Genomic DNA, 18091 nt, shown 5'->3' with positions numbered 1-18091 from the left:
CGAAACGGACCTCTCCGAAGTGACGTAAGTCACTCGGGGAGGTCCGTTTCGCTTTGTCCAGATCTTGTCCAGCCCTTGCTCGAACCATGGCCGGATTCATGGCGTGCTGAGCGAAGTCTTGGCCGGAATCGCTGCACACGGTAGCGGTCGCAGTGGGAACATCATTCCGTAATCGCGCTGGGGCTCTGTGTGAAGAGCGTCGAGTCCGGTGTCGTGGGGAGCCTCGTCTGCAACCGGAATGGGGGACGCTGTGGCGTGGGGCCAGTCGTCCGTGCTGTCGGAGTGGGTGCTGCCCGCCGTCGTCTGCGCGCCTGTGACCTGGGTGTGTCTGGTCTGGCGCTTCCGTGAGGAGGGACGGCTGCTCGGCACGGTGCGCTCGGCCGCGGCGGCGGTCGCCGTGGTGATCTGGACCTCCGGAATGGCCGCGCTGGCCAACGGACTGCTGCTGCCGCACGCGTCGAGCGTGCCGCCGGCCGCGGTGGGTGCCGTGGCCGGTCTGGGGCTGGTGCCCAAGCGCAAGGCGGGTGAATCCGGTGAGCACCCGCTGATGGCGATCGTGACGCTGGGGGACTCGCTGCTGCTCAACAGCCTGGCGCTGCGCCTGCGGACGGACCGCGCCGAGTGGTGCCACACGATGGTGGCCGGCTTCCCGGACTGCTGGGACCTCGACGCCTTCGCGGACCGGGTCAGGGCGCATCTGATGACGCGGGTCGATACGCCGGGGCGTACGGCCAGGAGCCGCACGAATCTGAAGCGGGAGATCTACGAGCGCCACCGGGACGCACGGATCGCGGCGCAGAAGTGGATCACCATGGAGACGAAGATCGAGAAGCTGTGCCAGCAGCAGGGTCGCGAACGCACGCGGGAGGAGATCCGGCAGACGCGAAGGGCGTTCGGCGAGGCCGAGCACCTCTGTACGTATCTGCTCGATCTGGCGCACGCGCACGGCAAGCGCAGTGACGACAGGGTGCTGCTCGCCCTGCGGCACGAGGTGGGCGGTTCAGCGGTGGGACGGAGCTAACGGGCGGGACTGGTCCGAGGCCCCCGGTCGTACGGTCTCCGCCGGCTCTCTGTGCTCGGCGGCGGTCTGCTCGAAGAAACAGACCTCCACTCCCACCTCAAGGGCCTCGGCGACGGCGGCCAGTGAACGGAGCGTCAGATTCTCGTCGCCCGAGAGGATTTGGCTGACCCTGCCGGGGGAGACGCCCATGCGGTCGGCCAACTCCTTGCGGGACATGCCCCGTTCCGCGACGAGCCCCGCGAGCGAGGCCGTCGCGTGGCGCGCCACCCGGGCGCCCGCTAGATCGGCCGAGCGGCTGCGATCCGTACCGTGGCGCCAGGCCATGGCTACCCCCCAGAATCGTGGTGCCGAGCGTGGTGTCGGCGGAGTCCTCGGCCGCCGGTGGCGGCCTGAGGACCTCTGGAACCTCTTCTAGAGAAGAGAATGCCACCTTTAGGCTTAGCTAAAAGCCTGGATTCGGCTAAAGATTGCGCCAGGGTCATGGGTCGCGTCTGCCCGGTCACTTGTGACCAGGCATGACGCGGCGAACGGTCGATTTCGGCCAGATGTTGTCGGGGTGGGCGCCCCGGGGGTCTTCGGTATATGCCCCGGGAATCAGGCCGCGAAGCGTGCGGCCAGGGCCTTGCCCTTGGCGGCGGCGTCCTCGTGGGCCTGGGCGCGGGAGGCGTCCGACTTGTCGACCAGGGCGGCCATGGCGGGCACGGAGTGGGCCAGGGTCAGCTCGGGGACGATGAAGTCGACGTCCAGGCCGAGCATGCCGCCCAGGGCCTTCTCCAGGTAGGTCGTCACGAACTCGGAGTCCTCGCGCGGGGTACCCGGTGCGTAGGAACCGCCGCGGGAGGCGACGACGGTCGTCGGCGTACCGGCCGCCGAGGGCGTCTCGACGCCGGCCGTGCGGCCCATGATGATCACCTGGTCCAGCCACGCCTTGAGGCTGGAGGGGATCGAGAAGTTGTACATGGGGGCGCCGATCAGCACCGCGTCCGCGCGCTCCAGCTCCTCGGCCAGCTCGGTGCGCAGCGCGAAGGCGGCCGTCTGCTCGGCCGTGCGCTCCTCGGGGGCGGCGAAGAGGGCCTGGATGCCGTCGGCGGTGATGTGCGGCAGCGGGTCGGCGGCGAGGTCGCGGTAGACGACCGTGCCGTCGGGGTGCTGCTCCTCCCACGCCTTGCGGAAGGCGGCGGTGACCTCGCGGGAGGAGGAGCCCTGCGGGAGGGCGGAGGAGTCGAGGTGCAGCAGCGTGGCCATGGGGATCTCCTGATGACGGGCGTGACGCCGACGGGGCGGATCTGCGGGGTGCAGTTCCGTGTGTAGCTATTAATAACACAGGGGCTTACTTTTTTATAGGGGCAGTGGAGAACGCAGTACCCTGGACCCATGGCGGATCACGGTGGACAGGCGTGCAAGAGCGTCGACGGAGGCATGACGCGGGTCTTCGAGCTGTTCGGCAAGCGCTGGACCGGTCTGATCGTGGCCACTCTGCTGCAGGGGCCGGTCCACTTCGCCGACCTGCGGCGGGCGATCCCGGGGATCAGCGAGCGCATGCTGTCGGACCGGCTCACCCAGCTCGCCGCCGCCGGACTGCTCGTGAGGGAAGTGCACGCGGGCCCGCCGCTGCGCGTCGCGTACCAACTGACGGAGGCGGGCGCCGCGTTGGAGCCCGCGCTCAAGGAGCTGGGGCGGTGGGCCGGGAAGTACCTCCCGGAGAGCAGTGCGCAGTGCCCGAAGGAGTTCGGCTGAGGCCGCGTGCGACGCCGATGGGGCCCGGCCGTTGTCAGTGGTGGGCGGTAGGTTCTGGGTAGTTGGGCGTGAGTGGGCGTGAAGGGGGAGGGGGCGCGCTGTGTCGCGACTGCCGTACGTGCCGGGGTTCGCGGAGCCGGCCGGAGGGACGGGGACGGGCAGGCGGCCGGGTCCGCCGAAGGCCGGGGGCAAGGCGCTGCGGGCGCGCGTGCCCCGCTCCTCGCACGCCGAGTGGACCGCTGACGCCGGGCGCCCCGGGGCCGTGGAGACGGTCGAGGCGTCGAACGCGGGCCGGCTTCCCGAGCTGACGCCGATCCGGGTCGGCCGGATGGCCGCCTCCCCCTTCGCCTTCCTGCGCGGCTCGGCCGGGCTGATGGGGCACGACCTGGTGCGTACGGCCGTGACGGGCGTCGGCGCGCAGATATGCGGTGACGCCCACGCCGCCAACTTCGGCCTCTACGGCGACGCGCGGGGCGGACTCGTCATCGACGTCAACGACTTCGACGAGACCCTGCACGGGCCGTGGGAGTGGGACGTGAAGCGGCTCGCCGTCTCCTTGGTGCTGGCCGGGCGGGAGGCGGGCGCCGACGAGGACACCTGCCGGGCGGCGGCGCGGGACGCGGCGGGCGCTTACCGGCACACGATGCGCCTGCTGGCCAAGCTGCCCGCCGCCGACGCGTGGAACGCCATCGCCGACGAGGAGCTCGTCGCGCACGCCGACGCGCGGGCGCTGCTGGGCACCCTGGAGCGGGTCGCGGCGAAGGCCCGGCGGAACACCAGCGCCCGTTTCGCGGCGAAGGCGACCGAGGAGGCCGCGGACGGGGGCCGGCGCTTCCTGGACGCGCCGCCCGTGCTGCGACGGGTGCCGGCCGGAGAGGCGGCGGCTGTCGCCCTTTCCCTGGGCGACTATCTGGGGACCCTGCCGGAGGAACTGCTGCCGCTGCTGGCGCGGTACGAAGTGCAGGACGTGGCGTTCCGGGTGGTGGGCACGGGGAGCGTGGGGCTGCGGTCCTACGTGGTGCTGCTGCTCGACCACCGGGGGGAGCCGCTCGTCCTCCAGGTGAAGGAGGCCCGGCCCTCCGTGCTCCTGCCGTACGCGGAGAAGGCCGGGTTCGCGCCCGGCTCCCCCGCGGCGGGGCACGAAGGCCGGCGGGTGGTGCTGGGGCAGAAGCGGATGCAGGTGGTCAGCGACGTGCTGCTCGGGTGGGCGACGGTCGACGGCAGGCCGTATCAGGTGCGGCAGTTCCGCAACCGCAAGGGCAGCGTCGACCCGGCGGCCCTGGCCCCCGGTGAGCTCGACGACTACGGCCGGATGACGGGCGCGCTCCTCGCGCGGGCCCACGCGCACAGCGCGGACCCCCGGCTCATAGCGGGCTACTGCGGCAAGTCGGCCGAGCTGGACGAGGCGATCGCCGCCTTCGCGGTGACCTACGCGGACCGCACGGAGGCGGACCACGCGGATCTCGTGACGGCGGTCCGGCGCGGCAGAGTGGCGGCGGAGATGGGTGTGTAGACGGGGTCCGGGGCGCTGATCCGAGCCCGTACGACGGTCGGGGGCGAAGCCGGGTCCGGGATCGGGGGCCGGATCGGGCCCGCGGTGGTTGAGGACAGCGGGGTGGCCGGGGCTCGGGGGGATCCGGAGGCCGTGGGGGAACCGTACGCTGGGCGAGTGATGAATCCGGAAGCCGAGAATCTCCACGCCGAGGAGCCGGGCACCCAGCGCCTGGCCCAAGCCGTCCGCGCCGCGGAGCAAGCGCTGATCGAGTTCGAGATCGCGGTGGAGACCTTCCGGGTGGAAGTGGAGAACTTCTCCCGGCTGCACCACCAGCGGCTCGGCCCCATGTACGCGCAGCTCGACGAGCTGGACGCGCAGATCGCGGAGGCGGTGGCGGCCCGCAGCGGCGACGCCGAGGACCTCCGCAGGGCCCGGGAGGCGCGCGCCCTGGTGCAGCCGCTGCCCGGGGTGGAGGAGCTGTTCGGCGGCTGGATGGACTCGGAGGGCCTGTCGCCCGAGGCGTCGGCGATGCTCACGGAGCGGCCGGTACGGCCCCCGCAGCGGGTGCGCCCGAGCGACGAGGCCCGGCGGATCTTCCGCGAGCTCGTCCGCAAGGCCCACCCGGACCTGGCCCAGGGCGAGGAAGACCGCGTGCGGCGCGAGGAGTTCATCGTGCGGGTCAACGCCGCTTACGCGGACGGGGCCGAGGCCCTGCTGCGGGAACTGGCCGAGGAGTGGGCCGCGGGCCCCGCGCCCGAGGAGCCGCGGCCGAGCCCCGCCGAGGAGCTCTACGCCCGCCTGGAGTGGCTGGCTCAGCGCAAGGAGCTGCTGGCGACGGTGGCCGCGGAGCTGGAGGGCTCGGCGATCGGCTCCATGATCAAGATGGCGCCGGACGACCCGGACCAACTGCTGGAGGAGATCGCCGAGGGCCTGGCCGCCCAGGTCGCCGAGCGCAGGGCCCACCTGGACTCGCTGGTCGGGTAGCGTCGGGGACATGCATTTTGGTTCTGGGGTACCCACGGTCGGCATCGACGCTCTGACGTCCGAAGACTTTCTGCTGGACGTCCGTGAGGACGACGAGTGGGCGGCGGGCCACGCCGATGGCGCGCTCCACATCCCGATGAGCGACTTCGTCGCCCGCTTCGGCGAGCTGACGGAGAAGGCCCCCGACGGCGCCACGATCAACGTCATCTGCCGCTCGGGCGGGCGCTCCGCCCAGGTCACCGCCTACCTCGTCCAGCAGGGCCTGGACGCGGCGAACGTCGACGGCGGCATGCAGGTCTGGGAGGCCGCGGGCCGCCCGGTCGTCGACGGCAACGGCGCGCCCGGCACGGTGATCTAGCACCGGTCGTCCGGGGGCGCTCCGCTCGCCGGGGCCCCGTGGCGGTCAGTCGACGGGATGGGCGGCCAGCAGGTCGCCCAGGGCCTCCTCATGGGCCGCCGCCGGGCCGAGCGAGAGCTCCAACTGCTTGGCCCACGCGTGGTACCGGTGCAGGGAATAGCCGGTGTCCGCGCCGAAGCCGCCGTGCAGATGCTGCGCGGTCTGGACGACGCGGCGCACGCCCTCCGCGGCCCAGATCTTCGCGACGGCGATGTCCGCGTCGACCGGGAGCTCCCCGGCGGCTCCCGACTCCATGCGCCAGGCCGCCTGCCAGAGCGTGGCCTCCATCGCGCGCAGGTCGATGTACCGGTCCGCTGCCTGTACGGCGACGGCCTGGAATGTGGCGATCGGAAAGCCGAACTGCTCGCGCTTCGAGGCGTATGCGCTGGTCGTGCGTGCTACAGCCGTACCCACTCCGAGCGCGAGCGCGCTCGTGCCCACGGTGAGCAGCCCCCGTAGCCGCTCCCACGCGCCCTCGGCGGTGATCACCTCGTCGCCGCCCAGCCGTACGGAGTCGAAGCCGACCTGTGCGTAGCGCTCGCCGTTGGTGGAGACCTGGTCGGCCAGGGTGACCCCGGTGCGGTCGCGCGGAACGAGGGCGAGCACGGTGCGCCCCTCGCCGGTGCGGGCGGGCAGCAGAACGCGATCCGCGCTCTGCGCCCAGGGCACGGCCGTCTGCATCCCGTCGAGAACCCAGCCGGGGCCTTCCGTACCGGAAGCGGTCATCTCCCGGGCAGTGACGGCGAGTTCGGCCGGGTCGTGTCCCGTACGGCCGCTGGACGCCACGGTGATGACGAGCTCACCCCGCCCCACCAGGGGCAGCAGCCCGGCCACCGCCCGGCCGCCGTGGCTGCTCAGGACGGCGGCGGCCGCACTGGACTCCAGCAGGGGTACGCGGGCCAGCACCTGCCCCGCCTCGCGCAGCACCAGGCACAGCGCGATGGGACCGAGCCCCGCGCCGCCGTGCTCGGGGGCGATGAACAGGCTCAGCAGGTCTGCGTCCGCGAGCGATGCCCACAGCGCCCGGTCGAAGTCCTCGGCCACCGCCCCCCTGGTCAGAGCCGGGCTGGGCACGCCATCGGGGGAGACCCCGGAGAGGACCGCCCTGGCCGCTTCCTCGGCGGCTTGCTGTTCCTCGGTGAAGGTGAAGTCCACTGTCCGTCCTCCCGCACACCGGCACTGCCACTGACGCCTGGAACTGATGGAGCGTCAAGGTAGAACAGGTTGCAGGAATTGGGAACACGCGGCCATCCATCGGAACGCGCCCATCGACCGGAAGCCACCCGGCGAACGCCCCGGCGCCGCGGCCCGGCCATCGTCCGCCCGACCGTCGTCGTAGCTCAGCGGTCGAAGTCCAACTCCACCTCCTCCGTGACCGGATGCGACTGGCAGGCCAGCACATACCCGGTGTCCAGCTCCTCCGGTTCCAGCGCGAAATTCCGGTCCATCCGCACCTCGCCCCTGACCAGGAAGGCCCGGCAGGTGCCGCACACACCGCCCTTGCACGCGTACGGGGCATCGGAGCGGTTGCGCAACACCGCGTCCAGCAGCGGCTCGCCCTCCCGCACCGGCCAGCTGCCGCTGCGCCCGTCCAGCTTCGCGGTCACGGTGCTGTGCGCGGGAACGGGGGCGGCCGTGGTGGAGGATCCGGCCGGGGTCGCGCCGGAGACGGTGTCGGAGGCCGTGCCGGAGGCGGTGTCGACGTGGAATATCTCCTGGTGGACGCGGTCCCGGCCGACTCCCAGGGCGCGGAGCGCCCGCTCGGCCTCCCGCACCAGGCCATGGGGGCCGCACAGGAACCAGCCGTCCATCGCCTCCACCGGGAGCAGCGCGGGCAGCAACCGGGTCAGCCGCTCCTCGTCCAGCCGCCCGGACGGCAATCCGGCCTGCTGTTCCTCACGGGACAGGATGTGCACCAGCTGGAAGCGGTCGGGCCAGCGGTCCTTGAGGTCGGCGACCTCCTCCAGGAACATCGTGGACGCGGTGGTCCGGTCGCTGCGTATCAGACAGAACCGGGCATCGGGCACCCGCGCGAGCAGGGTCGAGGCGATGGACAGGACCGGGGTGATCCCACTGCCGCCGACGATCGCGGCGAAGTGCCCGGGGCGTGGCTCCAGCACGAACCGGCCGGCCGGTGCCATCACCTCCACCGTGTCCCCCGCCGCCAGCTCCTTCAGGGCGTAGGTGGAGAACACCCCGCCGTCGACCAGGCGCACCCCGACCCGCAGCTCCGCCGCTCCGTCGGCGCCCGGTGCCGGAGCCGGGCCGCAGAGGGAGTAGGTGCGCCGCACCTCGCCGGCCTCCGCGGTCCGGCGGAGGGTGATGTGCTGGCCCGGTGCGTAGCGATAGACGTCCCGCAACTCGGTGGGCACGGCGAAGGTCAGGGCGACCGAGTCGTCCGTGAGCGGGTCGACGGCCGTCACTCTCAAGGGGTGGAAGGCGCCGTGGCGGGCCGCTGCTGCCATCTACAACTCCTTGAAGTGATCGAACGGTTCGCGGCATGCCTCGCAGCGGCGCAGAGCCTTGCAGGCGGTGGACGAGAAGCGGCTCAGCAGCGTGGTGTCGGTGGAGCCGCAGTGCGGGCAGCGGATGCCGAGCGCCACCGGGACGGGCCCGTCCGGGCCGGTGACCCGGGGTGGCGCGACCCCGAACTCGGCCAGCTTGCGCCGCCCTTCGGCCGTGATGTCGTCCGTGGACCAGGCCGGGGCGAGGACCGTGCGCACCTCGACCTCGGGTATGCCCTGGCCGTGCAGCACCCGCTCTATGTCCGCGGACATCGCCTCGATCGCCGGACATCCGGTGTAGGTGGGGGTCAGCTCCACCTCCACCCGCCCGGGGCCGGTCAGCTGCAGGCCGCGCAGCACGCCCAGCTCGGCCAGGGTCAGCACGGGCAGCTCCGGATCGGGCACGGCACCGGCCAGCTCCAGAAGGCGCTGTTCCAGCGCGGTGAGGTCCGGGGTGGGTACGGTCACCATGTCGCCCCCGGGTGGCTGCGGTGCAGGTGCTGCATCTCCGCGAGCATCCGCCCGAACGGCTCGGTGTGGATGCCCTGTCGTCCGGCTCCGGCCGTCCAGGCGCCGGACTGCGGGCCGGTGGGGAGCGTCAGGGTGGCCTGCCCGACGGTCCGGGTGATCAGCGCCAGCCAGCCGTCACGCAGAGCGGACACATCGACGTCGAGCCTGTCGAGGGGGTCGAACAGCTCTCCCGTGAACCGCCACAGCGCGTCGAGCGCGGTCTGCATCCGCCGGTGGCTCTCCTCGGTGCCGTCGCCGAGGCGCAGCGTCCAGTGCTCGGCGTGGTCCCGGTGGTAGGCGACCTCCTTGACCGCCTTCGCGGCCAAAGGCGCGAAGGGACCGTCCCCCGCGGTCAACTGCCCGTACAGCAGCTCCTGGTAGGTGGAGAAGTACAGCTGGCGGGCGATGGTGTGGGCGAAGTCGCCGTTGGGCTGCTCGACCAGCTGGACATTGCGGAAGGCGCGCTCCTCCCGGAGATAGGCCAGCTCGTCCTCGTCGCCGACGAGCGAGAGCAGGAAGCGGGCCTGGCCGAGCAGGTCCAGCGCGATGTTGGCGAGGGCGACCTCTTCCTCCAGGACGGGCGCGTGGCCGGCCCACTCCCCCAGCCGGTGGGACAGCACGAGGGCGTCGTCACCGAGCGCCAGCGCCGCGCCGGGAGGGGCGGCGGGGACGGAAGCGCGGGCGGGTGCCTGCGTGGAGGCGGGCGTGGGATTCACAGGTGCCGCACCCCCTCCGGGATGTCGTAGAAGGTCGGGTGGCGATAGGGCTTGTCCGCGGCCGGTTCGAAGAAGGGATCCTTCTCGTCCGGTGAGGAGGCGGTGATGTCGGCGGAGGGCACGACCCAGATGGAGACGCCCTCGGAGCGCCGGGTGTAGAGATCCCGGGCATTGCGCAGCGCCATCGCGGCGTCCGGTGCGTGCAGGCTTCCGGCGTGGGTGTGCGACAGCCCGCGCCGGCTGCGCACGAACACCTCCCACAGTGGCCAATCGGCGCTGGTCATGCCCTTGCCTCCCCTGGTGTGCCGCCGTGCTTGCGGGCATGGGCGGCGGCGGCCTCGCGCACCCATGCGCCTTCCTCGTGCGCCTGCCTCCGCCGGCTGATCCGCTCTTCGTTGCACGGGCCGTTGCCGCGCAGCACCTCGTGGAACTCGTCCCAGTCGATGGCGCCGAAGTCGTGGTGGCCGCGCTCCTCGTTCCACCGGAGGCCGGGGTCGGGGAGGGCCAGGCCGAGCGACTCGGCCTGGGGGACGCAGATGTCCACGAACCGCTGGCGCAGCTCGTCGTTCGAATGGCGCTTGATCTTCCAGGCCATGGACTGGGCCGAATGGGCGGATTCGTCGTCCGGGGGGCCGAACATCATCAGGGACGGCCACCACCAGCGGTCCACGGCGTCCTGCGCCATGGCGTGCTGTGCCTCGGTGCCGCGGCTCAGGGTCAGCAGCAGCTCGTAGCCCTGGCGCTGGTGGAAGGACTCCTCCTTGCAGATGCGGACCATGGCGCGGGCGTAGGGCCCGTAGGAACAGCGGCACAGCGGGACCTGGTTGGTGATGGCCGCGCCGTCCACGAGCCAGCCGATGGCTCCCACGTCCGCCCAGGTCAGCGTGGGGTAGTTGAAGATCGACGAATATTTCTGGCGGCCTGAGTGCAGCTTGTCTAGGAGCTCGTCGCGGCCGGTGCCCAGGGTCTCGGCGGCGCTGTAGAGATAGAGGCCGTGGCCCGCCTCGTCCTGCACCTTGGCCATCAGGATGGCCTTGCGGCGCAGCGAGGGCGCCCGAGTGATCCAGTTGGCCTCGGGCTGCATGCCGATGATCTCCGAGTGGGCGTGCTGTGCGATCTGCCGGACGAGCGAGGCGCGATAGGCGTCCGGCATCCAGTCGCGTGGCTCGATGCGCTCGTCGGCGGCCACCGTGGCGTCGAAGACCGCCTCGTAGGTCCGTGCGTCCGGCGCCGTCGTCGTCATGACATGCCCCCTGCCCTTCCCTGAACTCCCGACCGACCGATCGTTCGGTTCAATGGTGGGCCGCCGGATCCGGAGGTGTCAAGCCTGTGGATAACCCCTGCGCGCTGGGCCCGGTGGGGCGGCCTGGGTACGGTTCGGGTGCACGACAACAGGCAGCGCGCGGGATCGGGGCGGGACATGGAGACGGATGACGAGCACGACGAGCGGGCCGGTTCCGGCGACGGACTGTCCTTGCCCGCGCGCATCGCCGTCGCCCTGGGCGTCGCCGTCGTGACGGTGGCCGCCGCTGTGCACCTGACGATGGTGTTCCTGCATGTGGCGCCGCCGAATGTGGTCAGTAAGCAGCACGCGGCGGCCATTGGCGACTACATCTACCCGGAGTTCGAACAGAACTGGAAGCTCTTCGCCCCCAACCCGCTCCAGCAGAACATCGCCGTCCAGGCCCGCGCCGAGCTGCGCGGACGTGACGGCCGGTCGACGCTCACCCCGTGGATCGACCTCTCCGCCCAGGACGGTGCCGAGATACATCACAACCTCTTCCCGAGCCACACCCAGCAGAACGAGGTGCGGCGTGCCTGGGACTTCTACGTCAGCACGCACGACGCCCGGGAACAGCCCAACGGCCTGCGCGGCAACCTGTCCGAGCAGTACGTCCGGCGCATCGTCCTGCTCCGGCTCGGCGCCGAGCGCGACGGGCGGCCGGTCGAGCGCGTCCAGGTGCGGTCCGTGACCCGCGCGGTCGCGCCGCCGCCCTGGAGCGACGAGAAGCCCGGGACCAAACCGGCGTACCGCGTGCTGAGCTGGTGGCCGGTCACCACCGCCGACGTTCCGGAGGCGAAGAACCGGTGAGCGCCCCTCTCGCCTCGCTCGCGCGAGGAATCGACCGCGTCACCCGGTCCCCCCTCGGCCGCTACCAGACGGCCGTGATCCGGATCGGCATTTCCTTCGCGTGGCTGTGCTTCCTGCTCCGCGAGTGGCCCAACCGCCATGAGATGTACGGGCCCGACGGCCCGTGGAGCTGGGACATGGCGCGCCGGCTGACCGCCGACAACCACGCCTTCACCGCTCTCGTCTGGTCCGACAGCGCTCTTTGGTTCGAGACCGTCTACGCCGTCGCCCTCGTCTCCAGCGCCCTGCTGATGCTCGGGTGGCGGACGCGGACCATGTCCGTGCTGTTCATGATCGGGGTGCTGTCGCTCCAGAACCGCAGCGTCTTCCTCGGCGACGGCGGCGACAACGTCATCCACCTGCTGGCCCTCTACACCGTCCTCACGCGCTGCGGACTGGTGTGGTCCCTCGACGCCCGGCGCGCCCGGCTCCGGCAGCGGACCGCGGCGGCCGACGAGCACGGCGTCGAGGGCCGGAGCGGCCGTGACGACCTGGACGCCACCGGCGTCCTGCTGTGGGCCGCCTGCGGCCTCGCGCTGGCCGTCACACAGGTCCTCGGGCACGACCGGATGTCCTGGACGGCCGACGGCCCGCTTCCGGGCCTCGGCTGGGCCTCGGCTCTCTGGGGGCTGTGGTTCGTACAGGGCCTGTGGTGGTGCGTGCGGCGCTACGCCCCCGGGGAGCCGCGCACCGTCCTGGATGCGTTCGCCAACCTGGCGCACAACGCGTCGCTGCTGGTCATCATGGTGGAGGTCTGCCTGATCTACGCCACGGCGGGCTGGTACAAGATCCAGGGCTCGCGCTGGCAGGACGGCACGGCGCTCTACTACCCGCTGCACCTCGACTACTTCTCGCCCTGGCCCGAGCTCTCCCACGTCCTCGCGGGCAACAGCGTCATCGTGCTGCTGCTCAGCTACGGCACGGTGGCCGTGCAGGTCGCGTTCCCCTTCACCCTGCTGAACCGGCGGGCCAAGAACGTCCTGCTGGCCGTGATGATGTGCGAGCACCTCGGCATCGCTGTCACCCTCGGACTGCCGTTCTTCTCCCTGGCGATGATCGTGGCGGACGCGGTCTTCCTGCCCACCTCCTTCCTGCGCCGCGTGGGCGCCGTCACCGGCCGTGCGCGCGACCGGCTGCTGCCCGCCCGTACGGCCACGGTCCCGGCGCAGCGTGAGGGCGACGCCGCTCCCCGCAGCCTCGTGGGCTGAGCCGGGGCGGCTCGCCCGGGGCGGGACCGTAGGCTGAGGGCATGACCGAGGACGAAGCCGTGGCCGCCGTACGACAGTGGGGCGAGCTCGCCCCTGACGCCGTACTGCTGGACGGTTTCCACGCCTTGAAGCACGCCCTGCGCTTCGGCGCGGACGTACGGCTGGCCGTCTGCGCCGACAAGGAGGCCACGCTGGCGCTCGCCGCCGATCTGGCCGACGACCTGACCGGGGAGCTCGCCGAGCGACTCGTCGGGATCCCGGCGCAGAGCCTGCGGGAGCTGCTGCCCCGGGTCCACCCCACCGGGGTGGCCGCACTGGCGGTCAGGCCGAGCCGCCGGAAGAACCTCGACACCCTGTCGCGGGCACCCCGGAAGGCGCCGGTCGTCGTGCTGGAGAACCCCCGCAACCTCGGGAACGTCGGCGCCGTCATCCGTCTCGCCGCCGGCTTCGGGGCCACGGGCGTGGTCACCACCGGCGACATCGACCCCTGGCACCCCAACGCCGTACGGGCCGGGGCGGGCCTGCACTACGCGACCGCCGTCGAGCGGCTCCCGCTGCCCGAACTGCCGCCCGGACCGCTCTACGCGCTGGATCCTGAGGGCGACGACATCCGCTCCATCGACTTCCCGGACGACGCGCTCATCGCCTTCGGCTCCGAGCGGCACGGGATCTCGCCCGACCTGCGGGAGAGGGCGACCCGGCTGGTCGCCCTTCCCATGCGGCCCCAGGTGTCCAGCTACAACCTCGCGACGAGCGTCGCCATGGCCCTCTTCCACTGGGGAGGACCGGCCGCGGACCGGCCGCTCGGCTAGGCCGGGCGGCGCACCTCGACCGTGCGGAAGCGGCTCGCGACGAACGCGCTGTCGCACAGGACCGCGTTGGCCGACGGATTGCCGCCCGAACCGTGGAAGTCGGAGAAGGCGGCGGTCTGGTTCACATATACCCCGCCCGTGAGGTTGAGGGAGAGCTGGGCGCACTCCTCCAGGCAGGCCACCTCGAGCAGCCGCTCGACGTCGGGCGACGTGGTGTACGCGCCGACGGTCATCGCGCCCTTCTCCCGCACCGTGCGCCGCAGCAGTTCGACGGCGTCGGCGGTCGAGTCCACCGCCACGGCGAAGGACACCGGTCCGAAGCACTCCGAGAGATAGGCCGCCTCGGAGTCCGGCTTGGCGCCGTCCAGCTTGACGATCACGGGCGTACGGACCGTGGCGCCGGGGAAGTCGGGGTTGGTCACCGCCCGGGAGGCGAGGGCGACTTCACCGAGCTGCGCGGCGGCGTCGATGCGCTCCTTCACCTGGTCGTTGACGATCGCGCCCAGCAGCGCGTTGGCCCTGGCGTCGTCACCGAGCAGGCCGTCCACGGCGGCGGCCAGATCCGCCACCACCTCGTCGTAGGACTTGGGCCCGGCGTCCGTGGTGATCCCGTCGCGCGGAATGAGGAAGTTCTGCGGGGTGGTGCACATCTGGCCGCTGTAGAGGGACAGCGAGAAGGCGAGGTTGCTCAGCAGGCCCTTGTAGTCGCCGGTGGAGTCGATGACGACCGTGTTCACCCCGGCCTTCTCCGTGAAGACCTGCGCCTGGCGGGCGTTGGCCTCCAGCCAGTCGCCGAACGCGGTGGAGCCGGTGTAGTCGATGATGCGGATCTCCGGGCGGACGGCCAGGGACTTGGCGATCCCCTCGCCGTCCCGCTCGGCGGCCAGCGCGACCAGGTCGGGGGAGAAGCCCGCCCCCTGGAGGACCTCGCGCGCGATGCGCACCGTCAGGGCCAGCGGCAGCACGGCGCGCGGATGCGGCTTGACCAGCACGGCGTTGCCCGTGGCGAGGGAGGCGAACAGGCCGGGGTAGCCGTTCCACGTCGGGAAGGTGTTGCAGCCGATCAGCAGCGAGATGCCGCGCGGCACGGGGGTGAACTCCTTGCGCAGCTCCAGCGGTGGGCGCTTGCCCTGCGGCTTGGACCAGTCGGCCGACTCCGGGGTGCGCACCTGCTCGGCGAAGGCGTAGGCGACGGCCTCCAGGCCCCGGTCCTGGGCGTGCGGGCCGCCGGCCTGGAAGGCCATCATGAAGGCCTGCCCACTGGTGTGCATGACCGCGTGGGCGAACTCGTGCGTACGGGCGTTGATCCGGGCGAGGATCTCCAGACAGACAGCGGCCCGCGCCTGGGGGCCCGCCTCGCGCCACTGCGGCATCGCCGCGCGCATGGCCGGCAGCAGCGCGTCGACTCCGGGGTGGGGATACTCGATCCCCAGCTCCGGTCCGTACGGGGAGACTTCGGAGCCCGCCCAGCCGTCCGCACCTGGCTGGTCCAGCTCGAAGCGCTTGCCGCGCAGCGCCTCGAAGGCGGCCTGGCCCTCGGCCGCGCCCAGGCTGCCGGGCACGGCGCCCTCCGCCCCGTACGCCTTCGGGTGCTCGGGGAAGGGGGACCAATAGACGCGCGTGCGGATGGCGTCCAGGGCCTGGTCGAGTGTCGGGAGGTGCTTCTCGATCAACTGGGCGGTGCTGAGTCCGGCGGTCACGGCTGACCAACTCCTCTTCGAGCTGGGCTCGGATGGGACGACAGTCTTCGGGGACGGAGCGTGGGCGACAGAGCGCGGGCGACACACTTCGGGAGGCCGGGAACTCCCCCCGGTAGATACAGTAACCGAACGATCGGTCGGGACAAGGGGGCCCGGCGAACCTGTGGACAACTCATCGGGGAGGATCACCGGCATGACCGCAATCGAGCCGAAAGCGACCGTCGCAGTCGTCGGCACCGGCACCATGGGCCAGGGAATCGCCCAGGTCGCCCTGGTCGCGGGCCACCGTGTGCGGCTGTACGACACCTTGGAGGGGCGGGCCGCCGAGGCCGCGCAGGCCATCGGCGCACGCCTCGACCGTCTCGTGGAGAAGGGCAGGCTCACGGCCGACGGCCGGGACGCGGCCCGCGCCCGTCTGCACCCCGCCGCGCGACTGGACGACCTCGCTGACTCGGCGCTCGTCATCGAGGCGATTCTGGAACAACTCGGCGCCAAACAGAAGCTGTTCGCGGAGCTGGAATCGGTCGTTCCCGACGACTGTCTGCTGGCCACCAACACCTCTTCCCTGTCGGTGACCGCCGTCGCGGGCGCCCTCCGGCTGCCCGGCCGCTTCGTCGGCCTGCACTTCTTCAACCCGGCACCGCTGCTGCCGCTCGTGGAGGTGGTCCGGGGGTTCGCCACCGACGCGGAGGCGGCGGAGCGCGCGCACGCCACCGTGGCCGCCTGGGGAAAGTCGCCGGTGCGCTGCGCCGACGCCCCGGGCTTCGTCGTCAACCGCGTCGCCAGGCCCTTCTACGCCGAAGCGTTCCGCGTCCATGAGGAACGGGCCGCCGACCCCGCCACCGTCGACGCCGTCCTGCGCGAGTGCGGCGGCTTCCCCATGGGTCCCTTCGAACTCACCGACCTCATCGGCCAGGATGTGAACGAAGCCGTCACCCGTTCGGTCTACGAGTCGTTCTTCCACGACCCGAAGTTCAGGCCTTCGCTCGCGCAGCGGCGGCTCGTGGAGGCCGGGCTGCTCGGCCGCAAGAGCGGGCGGGGCTGGTACGACCACACGGCCGGTGCGGAGCGGCCGCGGCCACGCACCGAGGAGCCGTGCGAAGCGCCCGGGGCACTCACCGTCCACGGCCGGCTTCCCCGCGCCTGCGCCGTGCTCGCCGAGATGACCCGGGAAGCAGGCATCACGGTCACCGAGGCACCCGGGCCGGACGACGACGGGCATCTCGTCCTTCCCGGCGGTACGGAGCTCTCCCTCACCCAGGGCCTCCCGGCCACCACGGAGCTCGCCGGCACCCGGATCCACTTCGACCTGGCCCTCGACTACCGCGCCTGCACCCGGATCGCCCTCGCGCCCTCGGCGACCGCGTCCCCCGCGGACGTACGGGCGGCGGTCGGCCTGTTCCAGGCGCTGGGCAAGCAGGTGAGCGTCATCGGCGATGCACCCGGCCTGATCGTGGCCCGTACGGTCGCCATGCTCGTCGATTTCGCCGAGGACGCCGTCGGCCGGGGCGTCGCGAGCCCGGAGGACGTCGACACCGCCATGCGGCTCGGGGTGAACCACCCGCGCGGCCCGCTGGAGTGGGGCCGGGCCCTCGGTGCGGTGTGGGTGAGCCAAGTGCTGCGGAACCTGCACTTCGAATGCCCCGACGGGCGCTACGCACCGTCCCAGCCGCTGCTCCGCCGTGCAGCCGTCGAAGAGAGCCTGCTGTAATCATGACCATGGCCAAGCGCGACACCTACACGCCCGAATCGCTGCTCGCGGTCGCCGTCACGGTGTTCAACGAGCGGGGCTACGACGGCACGTCCATGGAGCACCTCTCCAAGGCGGCCGGAATCTCCAAGTCCTCCATCTACCACCACGTGAAGGGCAAGGAAGAGCTCCTGCGGCTCGCGATAAGCCGCGCCCTCGACGGGCTCTTCGCCGTCCTCGACGAGCCGCGCGCCGTCTCGGGACGGGCGATCGAGCGACTGGAGTACGTCACCCGGCGCACGGTGGAGGTCCTGATGGACGAGCTGCCCTACGTGACGCTGCTGCTGCGCGTGCGGGGCAACACCGACACGGAGCGCTGGGCGATGGAACGGCGCCGCGAGTTCGACCACCAGGTCGCGGAGCTGCTGAAGCGGGCGGCGGCCGACGGCGATCTCAGGCCGGACGTCGACGTGCGGCTGGCGACCCGGCTGCTCTTCGGAATGATCAATTCCGTTGTGGAGTGGTACCGGCCGGAGCGAGGCGGAGCCACGAGCGAAGAGGTGGCCGACGCGGTGGTCCGCACGGCCTTCGCCGGGCTGCGCACCGTCGGCTGACCGGCCGGGCGCGGGCCCGGTCAGGGCTCCCCGGGCACCCGCCCCTCCTCCAGGTCCGTCTCCTCGAAGACCAGGAGGGTGCGGGTGCTGAGCACCTCGTCCATGGCCTGGATCCGGGTGAGCACCAGCTCCCGCAGGGCGTGGTTGTCCTTGGTGTGGACGAGCAGCAGGACATCGAAATCCCCGCTGACCAGAGCGATATGGGCGGCTCCCGGCAGGGCGCGGAGCTTTTCGCGGACCGTGCGCCAGGAGTTCTGGACGATCTTCAGCGTGATGTATGCCGAGGCGCTCTGGCCCGCGCGCTCCTGGTCGATCCGGGCGCTGAAGCCGCGTATGACCCCGTCGTCGATGAGGCGGTTGATCCGGGCGTAGGCGTTGGCGCGCGACACGTGCACCTGCTCCGAGACGGACCGTATCGAGGCGCGGCCGTCGGACCGGAGCATCCGCAGGATCGCGCGGTCGATCTCGTCGAGCTGCCGGGCGGGTGGCCTGCCGCCCGAAAAGGCCATCTGTTCGTCCGGCATACCGCCCCGCCTCCCCTTCGTGGACGTCCTGTCCATATCTCAGGCTGT

General features: G+C 71.8%; 20 protein-coding genes. 10 read left to right on the top strand and 10 right to left on the bottom strand.

Annotated elements, in window-relative coordinates; translation table 11 throughout:
- Positions 1-238: 238 nt before the first annotated feature.
- Positions 239-1021, top strand: a complete 783-nt coding sequence (locus DXZ73_RS22095) for a hypothetical protein (RefSeq protein ID WP_162890283.1) — start codon at positions 239-241, stop codon at positions 1019-1021.
- Here DXZ73_RS22095 and DXZ73_RS22090 read toward each other — a convergent pair.
- Positions 1001-1345 carry a helix-turn-helix domain-containing protein gene (locus DXZ73_RS22090; RefSeq protein WP_116212820.1) on the bottom strand — a complete coding sequence of 115 codons (345 nt, stop codon included), beginning with the start codon at positions 1343-1345 and terminating at the stop codon, positions 1001-1003. The two genes, DXZ73_RS22095 and DXZ73_RS22090, sit on opposite strands and share 21 nt — an antisense overlap.
- A 270-nt stretch (positions 1346-1615) precedes the next feature.
- Complete coding sequence (locus DXZ73_RS22085; protein WP_116212819.1) at positions 1616-2266, bottom strand: FMN-dependent NADH-azoreductase; 651 nt, start codon at positions 2264-2266, stop codon at positions 1616-1618.
- Between the two features lie 129 nt (positions 2267-2395).
- Here DXZ73_RS22085 and DXZ73_RS22080 point away from each other — a divergent pair, with 129 nt between their 5' ends.
- The 4 genes from DXZ73_RS22080 (at position 2396) to DXZ73_RS22065 (ending at position 5595) form a co-directional block, all read left to right on the top strand.
- Positions 2396-2758 (top strand): winged helix-turn-helix transcriptional regulator, encoded by a 363-nt coding sequence (locus DXZ73_RS22080; RefSeq protein ID WP_116212818.1) that lies wholly within the window; start codon positions 2396-2398, stop codon positions 2756-2758.
- A 100-nt stretch (positions 2759-2858) separates the two neighbouring features.
- The gene (locus DXZ73_RS22075; RefSeq protein ID WP_116212817.1) at positions 2859-4271 is read left to right on the top strand and encodes a DUF2252 domain-containing protein; all 1413 of its coding nucleotides are present in this window, start codon (positions 2859-2861) and stop codon (positions 4269-4271) included.
- Between the two features lie 159 nt (positions 4272-4430).
- A complete protein-coding gene (locus DXZ73_RS22070) occupies positions 4431-5237 on the top strand; it encodes a hypothetical protein (RefSeq protein ID WP_116212816.1) in 807 nt (268 codons plus the stop codon).
- Positions 5238-5247: 10 nt separating this feature from the next.
- Positions 5248-5595 (top strand): rhodanese-like domain-containing protein, encoded by a 348-nt coding sequence (locus tag DXZ73_RS22065; protein WP_116212815.1) that lies wholly within the window; start codon positions 5248-5250, stop codon positions 5593-5595.
- Between the two features lie 45 nt (positions 5596-5640).
- On the opposite strand, the gene DXZ73_RS22060 is transcribed toward DXZ73_RS22065, so the two are convergent.
- The 6 genes from DXZ73_RS22060 to paaA form a co-directional block, all read right to left on the bottom strand.
- Entirely contained in the window at positions 5641-6789 is a 1149-nt protein-coding gene (locus tag DXZ73_RS22060) for an acyl-CoA dehydrogenase family protein (RefSeq protein WP_116212814.1), read from the bottom strand.
- Positions 6790-6974: 185 nt separating this feature from the next.
- The gene (locus DXZ73_RS22055; protein ID WP_116212813.1) at positions 6975-8099 is read right to left on the bottom strand and encodes a 2Fe-2S iron-sulfur cluster-binding protein; all 1125 of its coding nucleotides are present in this window, start codon (positions 8097-8099) and stop codon (positions 6975-6977) included.
- Positions 8100-8609, bottom strand: a complete 510-nt coding sequence (paaD, locus tag DXZ73_RS22050) for a 1,2-phenylacetyl-CoA epoxidase subunit PaaD (RefSeq protein WP_116212812.1) — start codon at positions 8607-8609, stop codon at positions 8100-8102. It lies immediately after the preceding gene.
- Positions 8603-9292, bottom strand: a complete 690-nt coding sequence (gene paaC, locus DXZ73_RS22045) for a 1,2-phenylacetyl-CoA epoxidase subunit PaaC (RefSeq protein WP_240351770.1) — start codon at positions 9290-9292, stop codon at positions 8603-8605. The genes paaD and paaC overlap by 7 nt, the downstream gene beginning before the upstream one ends.
- 68 nt (positions 9293-9360) lie before the next feature.
- Positions 9361-9648: a 1,2-phenylacetyl-CoA epoxidase subunit PaaB gene (paaB, locus tag DXZ73_RS22040; RefSeq protein WP_116212810.1), complete on the bottom strand. Its 288-nt coding sequence runs from the start codon at positions 9646-9648 to the stop codon at positions 9361-9363.
- Entirely contained in the window at positions 9645-10607 is a 963-nt protein-coding gene (paaA, locus tag DXZ73_RS22035; protein WP_116212809.1) for a 1,2-phenylacetyl-CoA epoxidase subunit PaaA, read from the bottom strand. Before paaA ends, paaB begins: the two co-directional genes overlap by 4 nt.
- A gap of 177 nt (positions 10608-10784) precedes the next feature.
- Between paaA and DXZ73_RS22030 the strand changes: the two genes are divergently transcribed.
- Genes DXZ73_RS22030 through DXZ73_RS22020 form a run of 3 tightly spaced genes read left to right on the top strand, consistent with a single transcriptional unit; the run spans position 10785 to position 13515 of the window.
- Positions 10785-11456, top strand: coding sequence for a DUF5819 family protein (locus tag DXZ73_RS22030; RefSeq protein WP_116212808.1), 672 nt, complete (start codon positions 10785-10787; stop codon positions 11454-11456).
- On the top strand, positions 11453-12703 hold the full coding sequence (locus DXZ73_RS22025; RefSeq protein ID WP_240351437.1) for an HTTM domain-containing protein: 1251 nt from the start codon (positions 11453-11455) through the stop codon (positions 12701-12703). The genes DXZ73_RS22030 and DXZ73_RS22025 overlap by 4 nt, the downstream gene beginning before the upstream one ends.
- Before the next feature lie 41 nt (positions 12704-12744).
- Entirely contained in the window at positions 12745-13515 is a 771-nt protein-coding gene (locus DXZ73_RS22020) for a TrmH family RNA methyltransferase (protein WP_116212806.1), read from the top strand.
- On the opposite strand, the gene paaN is transcribed toward DXZ73_RS22020, so the two are convergent.
- Positions 13512-15215 carry a phenylacetic acid degradation protein PaaN gene (gene paaN / locus DXZ73_RS22015; RefSeq protein WP_116212805.1) on the bottom strand — a complete coding sequence of 568 codons (1704 nt, stop codon included), beginning with the start codon at positions 15213-15215 and terminating at the stop codon, positions 13512-13514. The genes DXZ73_RS22020 and paaN overlap by 4 nt on opposite strands.
- A gap of 193 nt (positions 15216-15408) precedes the next feature.
- Between paaN and DXZ73_RS22010 the strand changes: the two genes are divergently transcribed.
- On the top strand, positions 15409-16926 hold the full coding sequence (locus DXZ73_RS22010; RefSeq protein ID WP_116212804.1) for a 3-hydroxyacyl-CoA dehydrogenase: 1518 nt from the start codon (positions 15409-15411) through the stop codon (positions 16924-16926).
- 2 nt (positions 16927-16928) lie between these two features.
- Positions 16929-17519, top strand: coding sequence for a TetR/AcrR family transcriptional regulator (locus DXZ73_RS22005; RefSeq protein ID WP_116212803.1), 591 nt, complete (start codon positions 16929-16931; stop codon positions 17517-17519).
- Between the two features lie 20 nt (positions 17520-17539).
- On the opposite strand, the gene DXZ73_RS22000 is transcribed toward DXZ73_RS22005, so the two are convergent.
- On the bottom strand, positions 17540-18043 hold the full coding sequence (locus tag DXZ73_RS22000; protein WP_116212802.1) for an Lrp/AsnC family transcriptional regulator: 504 nt from the start codon (positions 18041-18043) through the stop codon (positions 17540-17542).
- Positions 18044-18091: the final 48 nt, after the last annotated feature.

The sequence above is a fragment of the Streptoverticillium olivoreticuli subsp. olivoreticuli genome, from assembly GCF_003391135.1.
In the GTDB taxonomy this organism is placed as follows: Bacteria; Actinomycetota; Actinomycetes; order Streptomycetales; family Streptomycetaceae; genus Streptomyces; species Streptomyces blastmyceticus.
Note: the sequence above shows the minus strand (reverse complement) of the source record. Positions and strands in the feature narration are given on the sequence as shown.

Excerpts from the sequence above, each read along its gene's own strand:
- DXZ73_RS22095 (WP_162890283.1), top strand. The coding sequence starts at position 239 with ATGGGGGACGCTGTGGCGTGGGGCCAGTCGTCCGTGCTGTCGGAGTGG.
- DXZ73_RS22090 (WP_116212820.1), bottom strand. The coding sequence starts at position 1,345 with ATGGCCTGGCGCCACGGTACGGATCGCAGCCGCTCGGCCGATCTAGCG.
- DXZ73_RS22085 (WP_116212819.1), bottom strand. The coding sequence starts at position 2,266 with ATGGCCACGCTGCTGCACCTCGACTCCTCCGCCCTCCCGCAGGGCTCC.
- DXZ73_RS22080 (WP_116212818.1), top strand. The coding sequence starts at position 2,396 with ATGGCGGATCACGGTGGACAGGCGTGCAAGAGCGTCGACGGAGGCATG.
- DXZ73_RS22070 (WP_116212816.1), top strand. The coding sequence starts at position 4,431 with ATGAATCCGGAAGCCGAGAATCTCCACGCCGAGGAGCCGGGCACCCAG.
- DXZ73_RS22065 (WP_116212815.1), top strand. The coding sequence starts at position 5,248 with ATGCATTTTGGTTCTGGGGTACCCACGGTCGGCATCGACGCTCTGACG.
- DXZ73_RS22055 (WP_116212813.1), bottom strand. The coding sequence starts at position 8,099 with ATGGCAGCAGCGGCCCGCCACGGCGCCTTCCACCCCTTGAGAGTGACG.
- paaD (WP_116212812.1), bottom strand. The coding sequence starts at position 8,609 with ATGGTGACCGTACCCACCCCGGACCTCACCGCGCTGGAACAGCGCCTT.
- paaB (WP_116212810.1), bottom strand. The coding sequence starts at position 9,648 with ATGACCAGCGCCGATTGGCCACTGTGGGAGGTGTTCGTGCGCAGCCGG.
- paaA (WP_116212809.1), bottom strand. The coding sequence starts at position 10,607 with ATGACGACGACGGCGCCGGACGCACGGACCTACGAGGCGGTCTTCGAC.
- DXZ73_RS22030 (WP_116212808.1), top strand. The coding sequence starts at position 10,785 with ATGGAGACGGATGACGAGCACGACGAGCGGGCCGGTTCCGGCGACGGA.
- DXZ73_RS22020 (WP_116212806.1), top strand. The coding sequence starts at position 12,745 with ATGACCGAGGACGAAGCCGTGGCCGCCGTACGACAGTGGGGCGAGCTC.
- DXZ73_RS22010 (WP_116212804.1), top strand. The coding sequence starts at position 15,409 with ATGACCGCAATCGAGCCGAAAGCGACCGTCGCAGTCGTCGGCACCGGC.
- DXZ73_RS22005 (WP_116212803.1), top strand. The coding sequence starts at position 16,929 with ATGACCATGGCCAAGCGCGACACCTACACGCCCGAATCGCTGCTCGCG.
- DXZ73_RS22000 (WP_116212802.1), bottom strand. The coding sequence starts at position 18,043 with ATGCCGGACGAACAGATGGCCTTTTCGGGCGGCAGGCCACCCGCCCGG.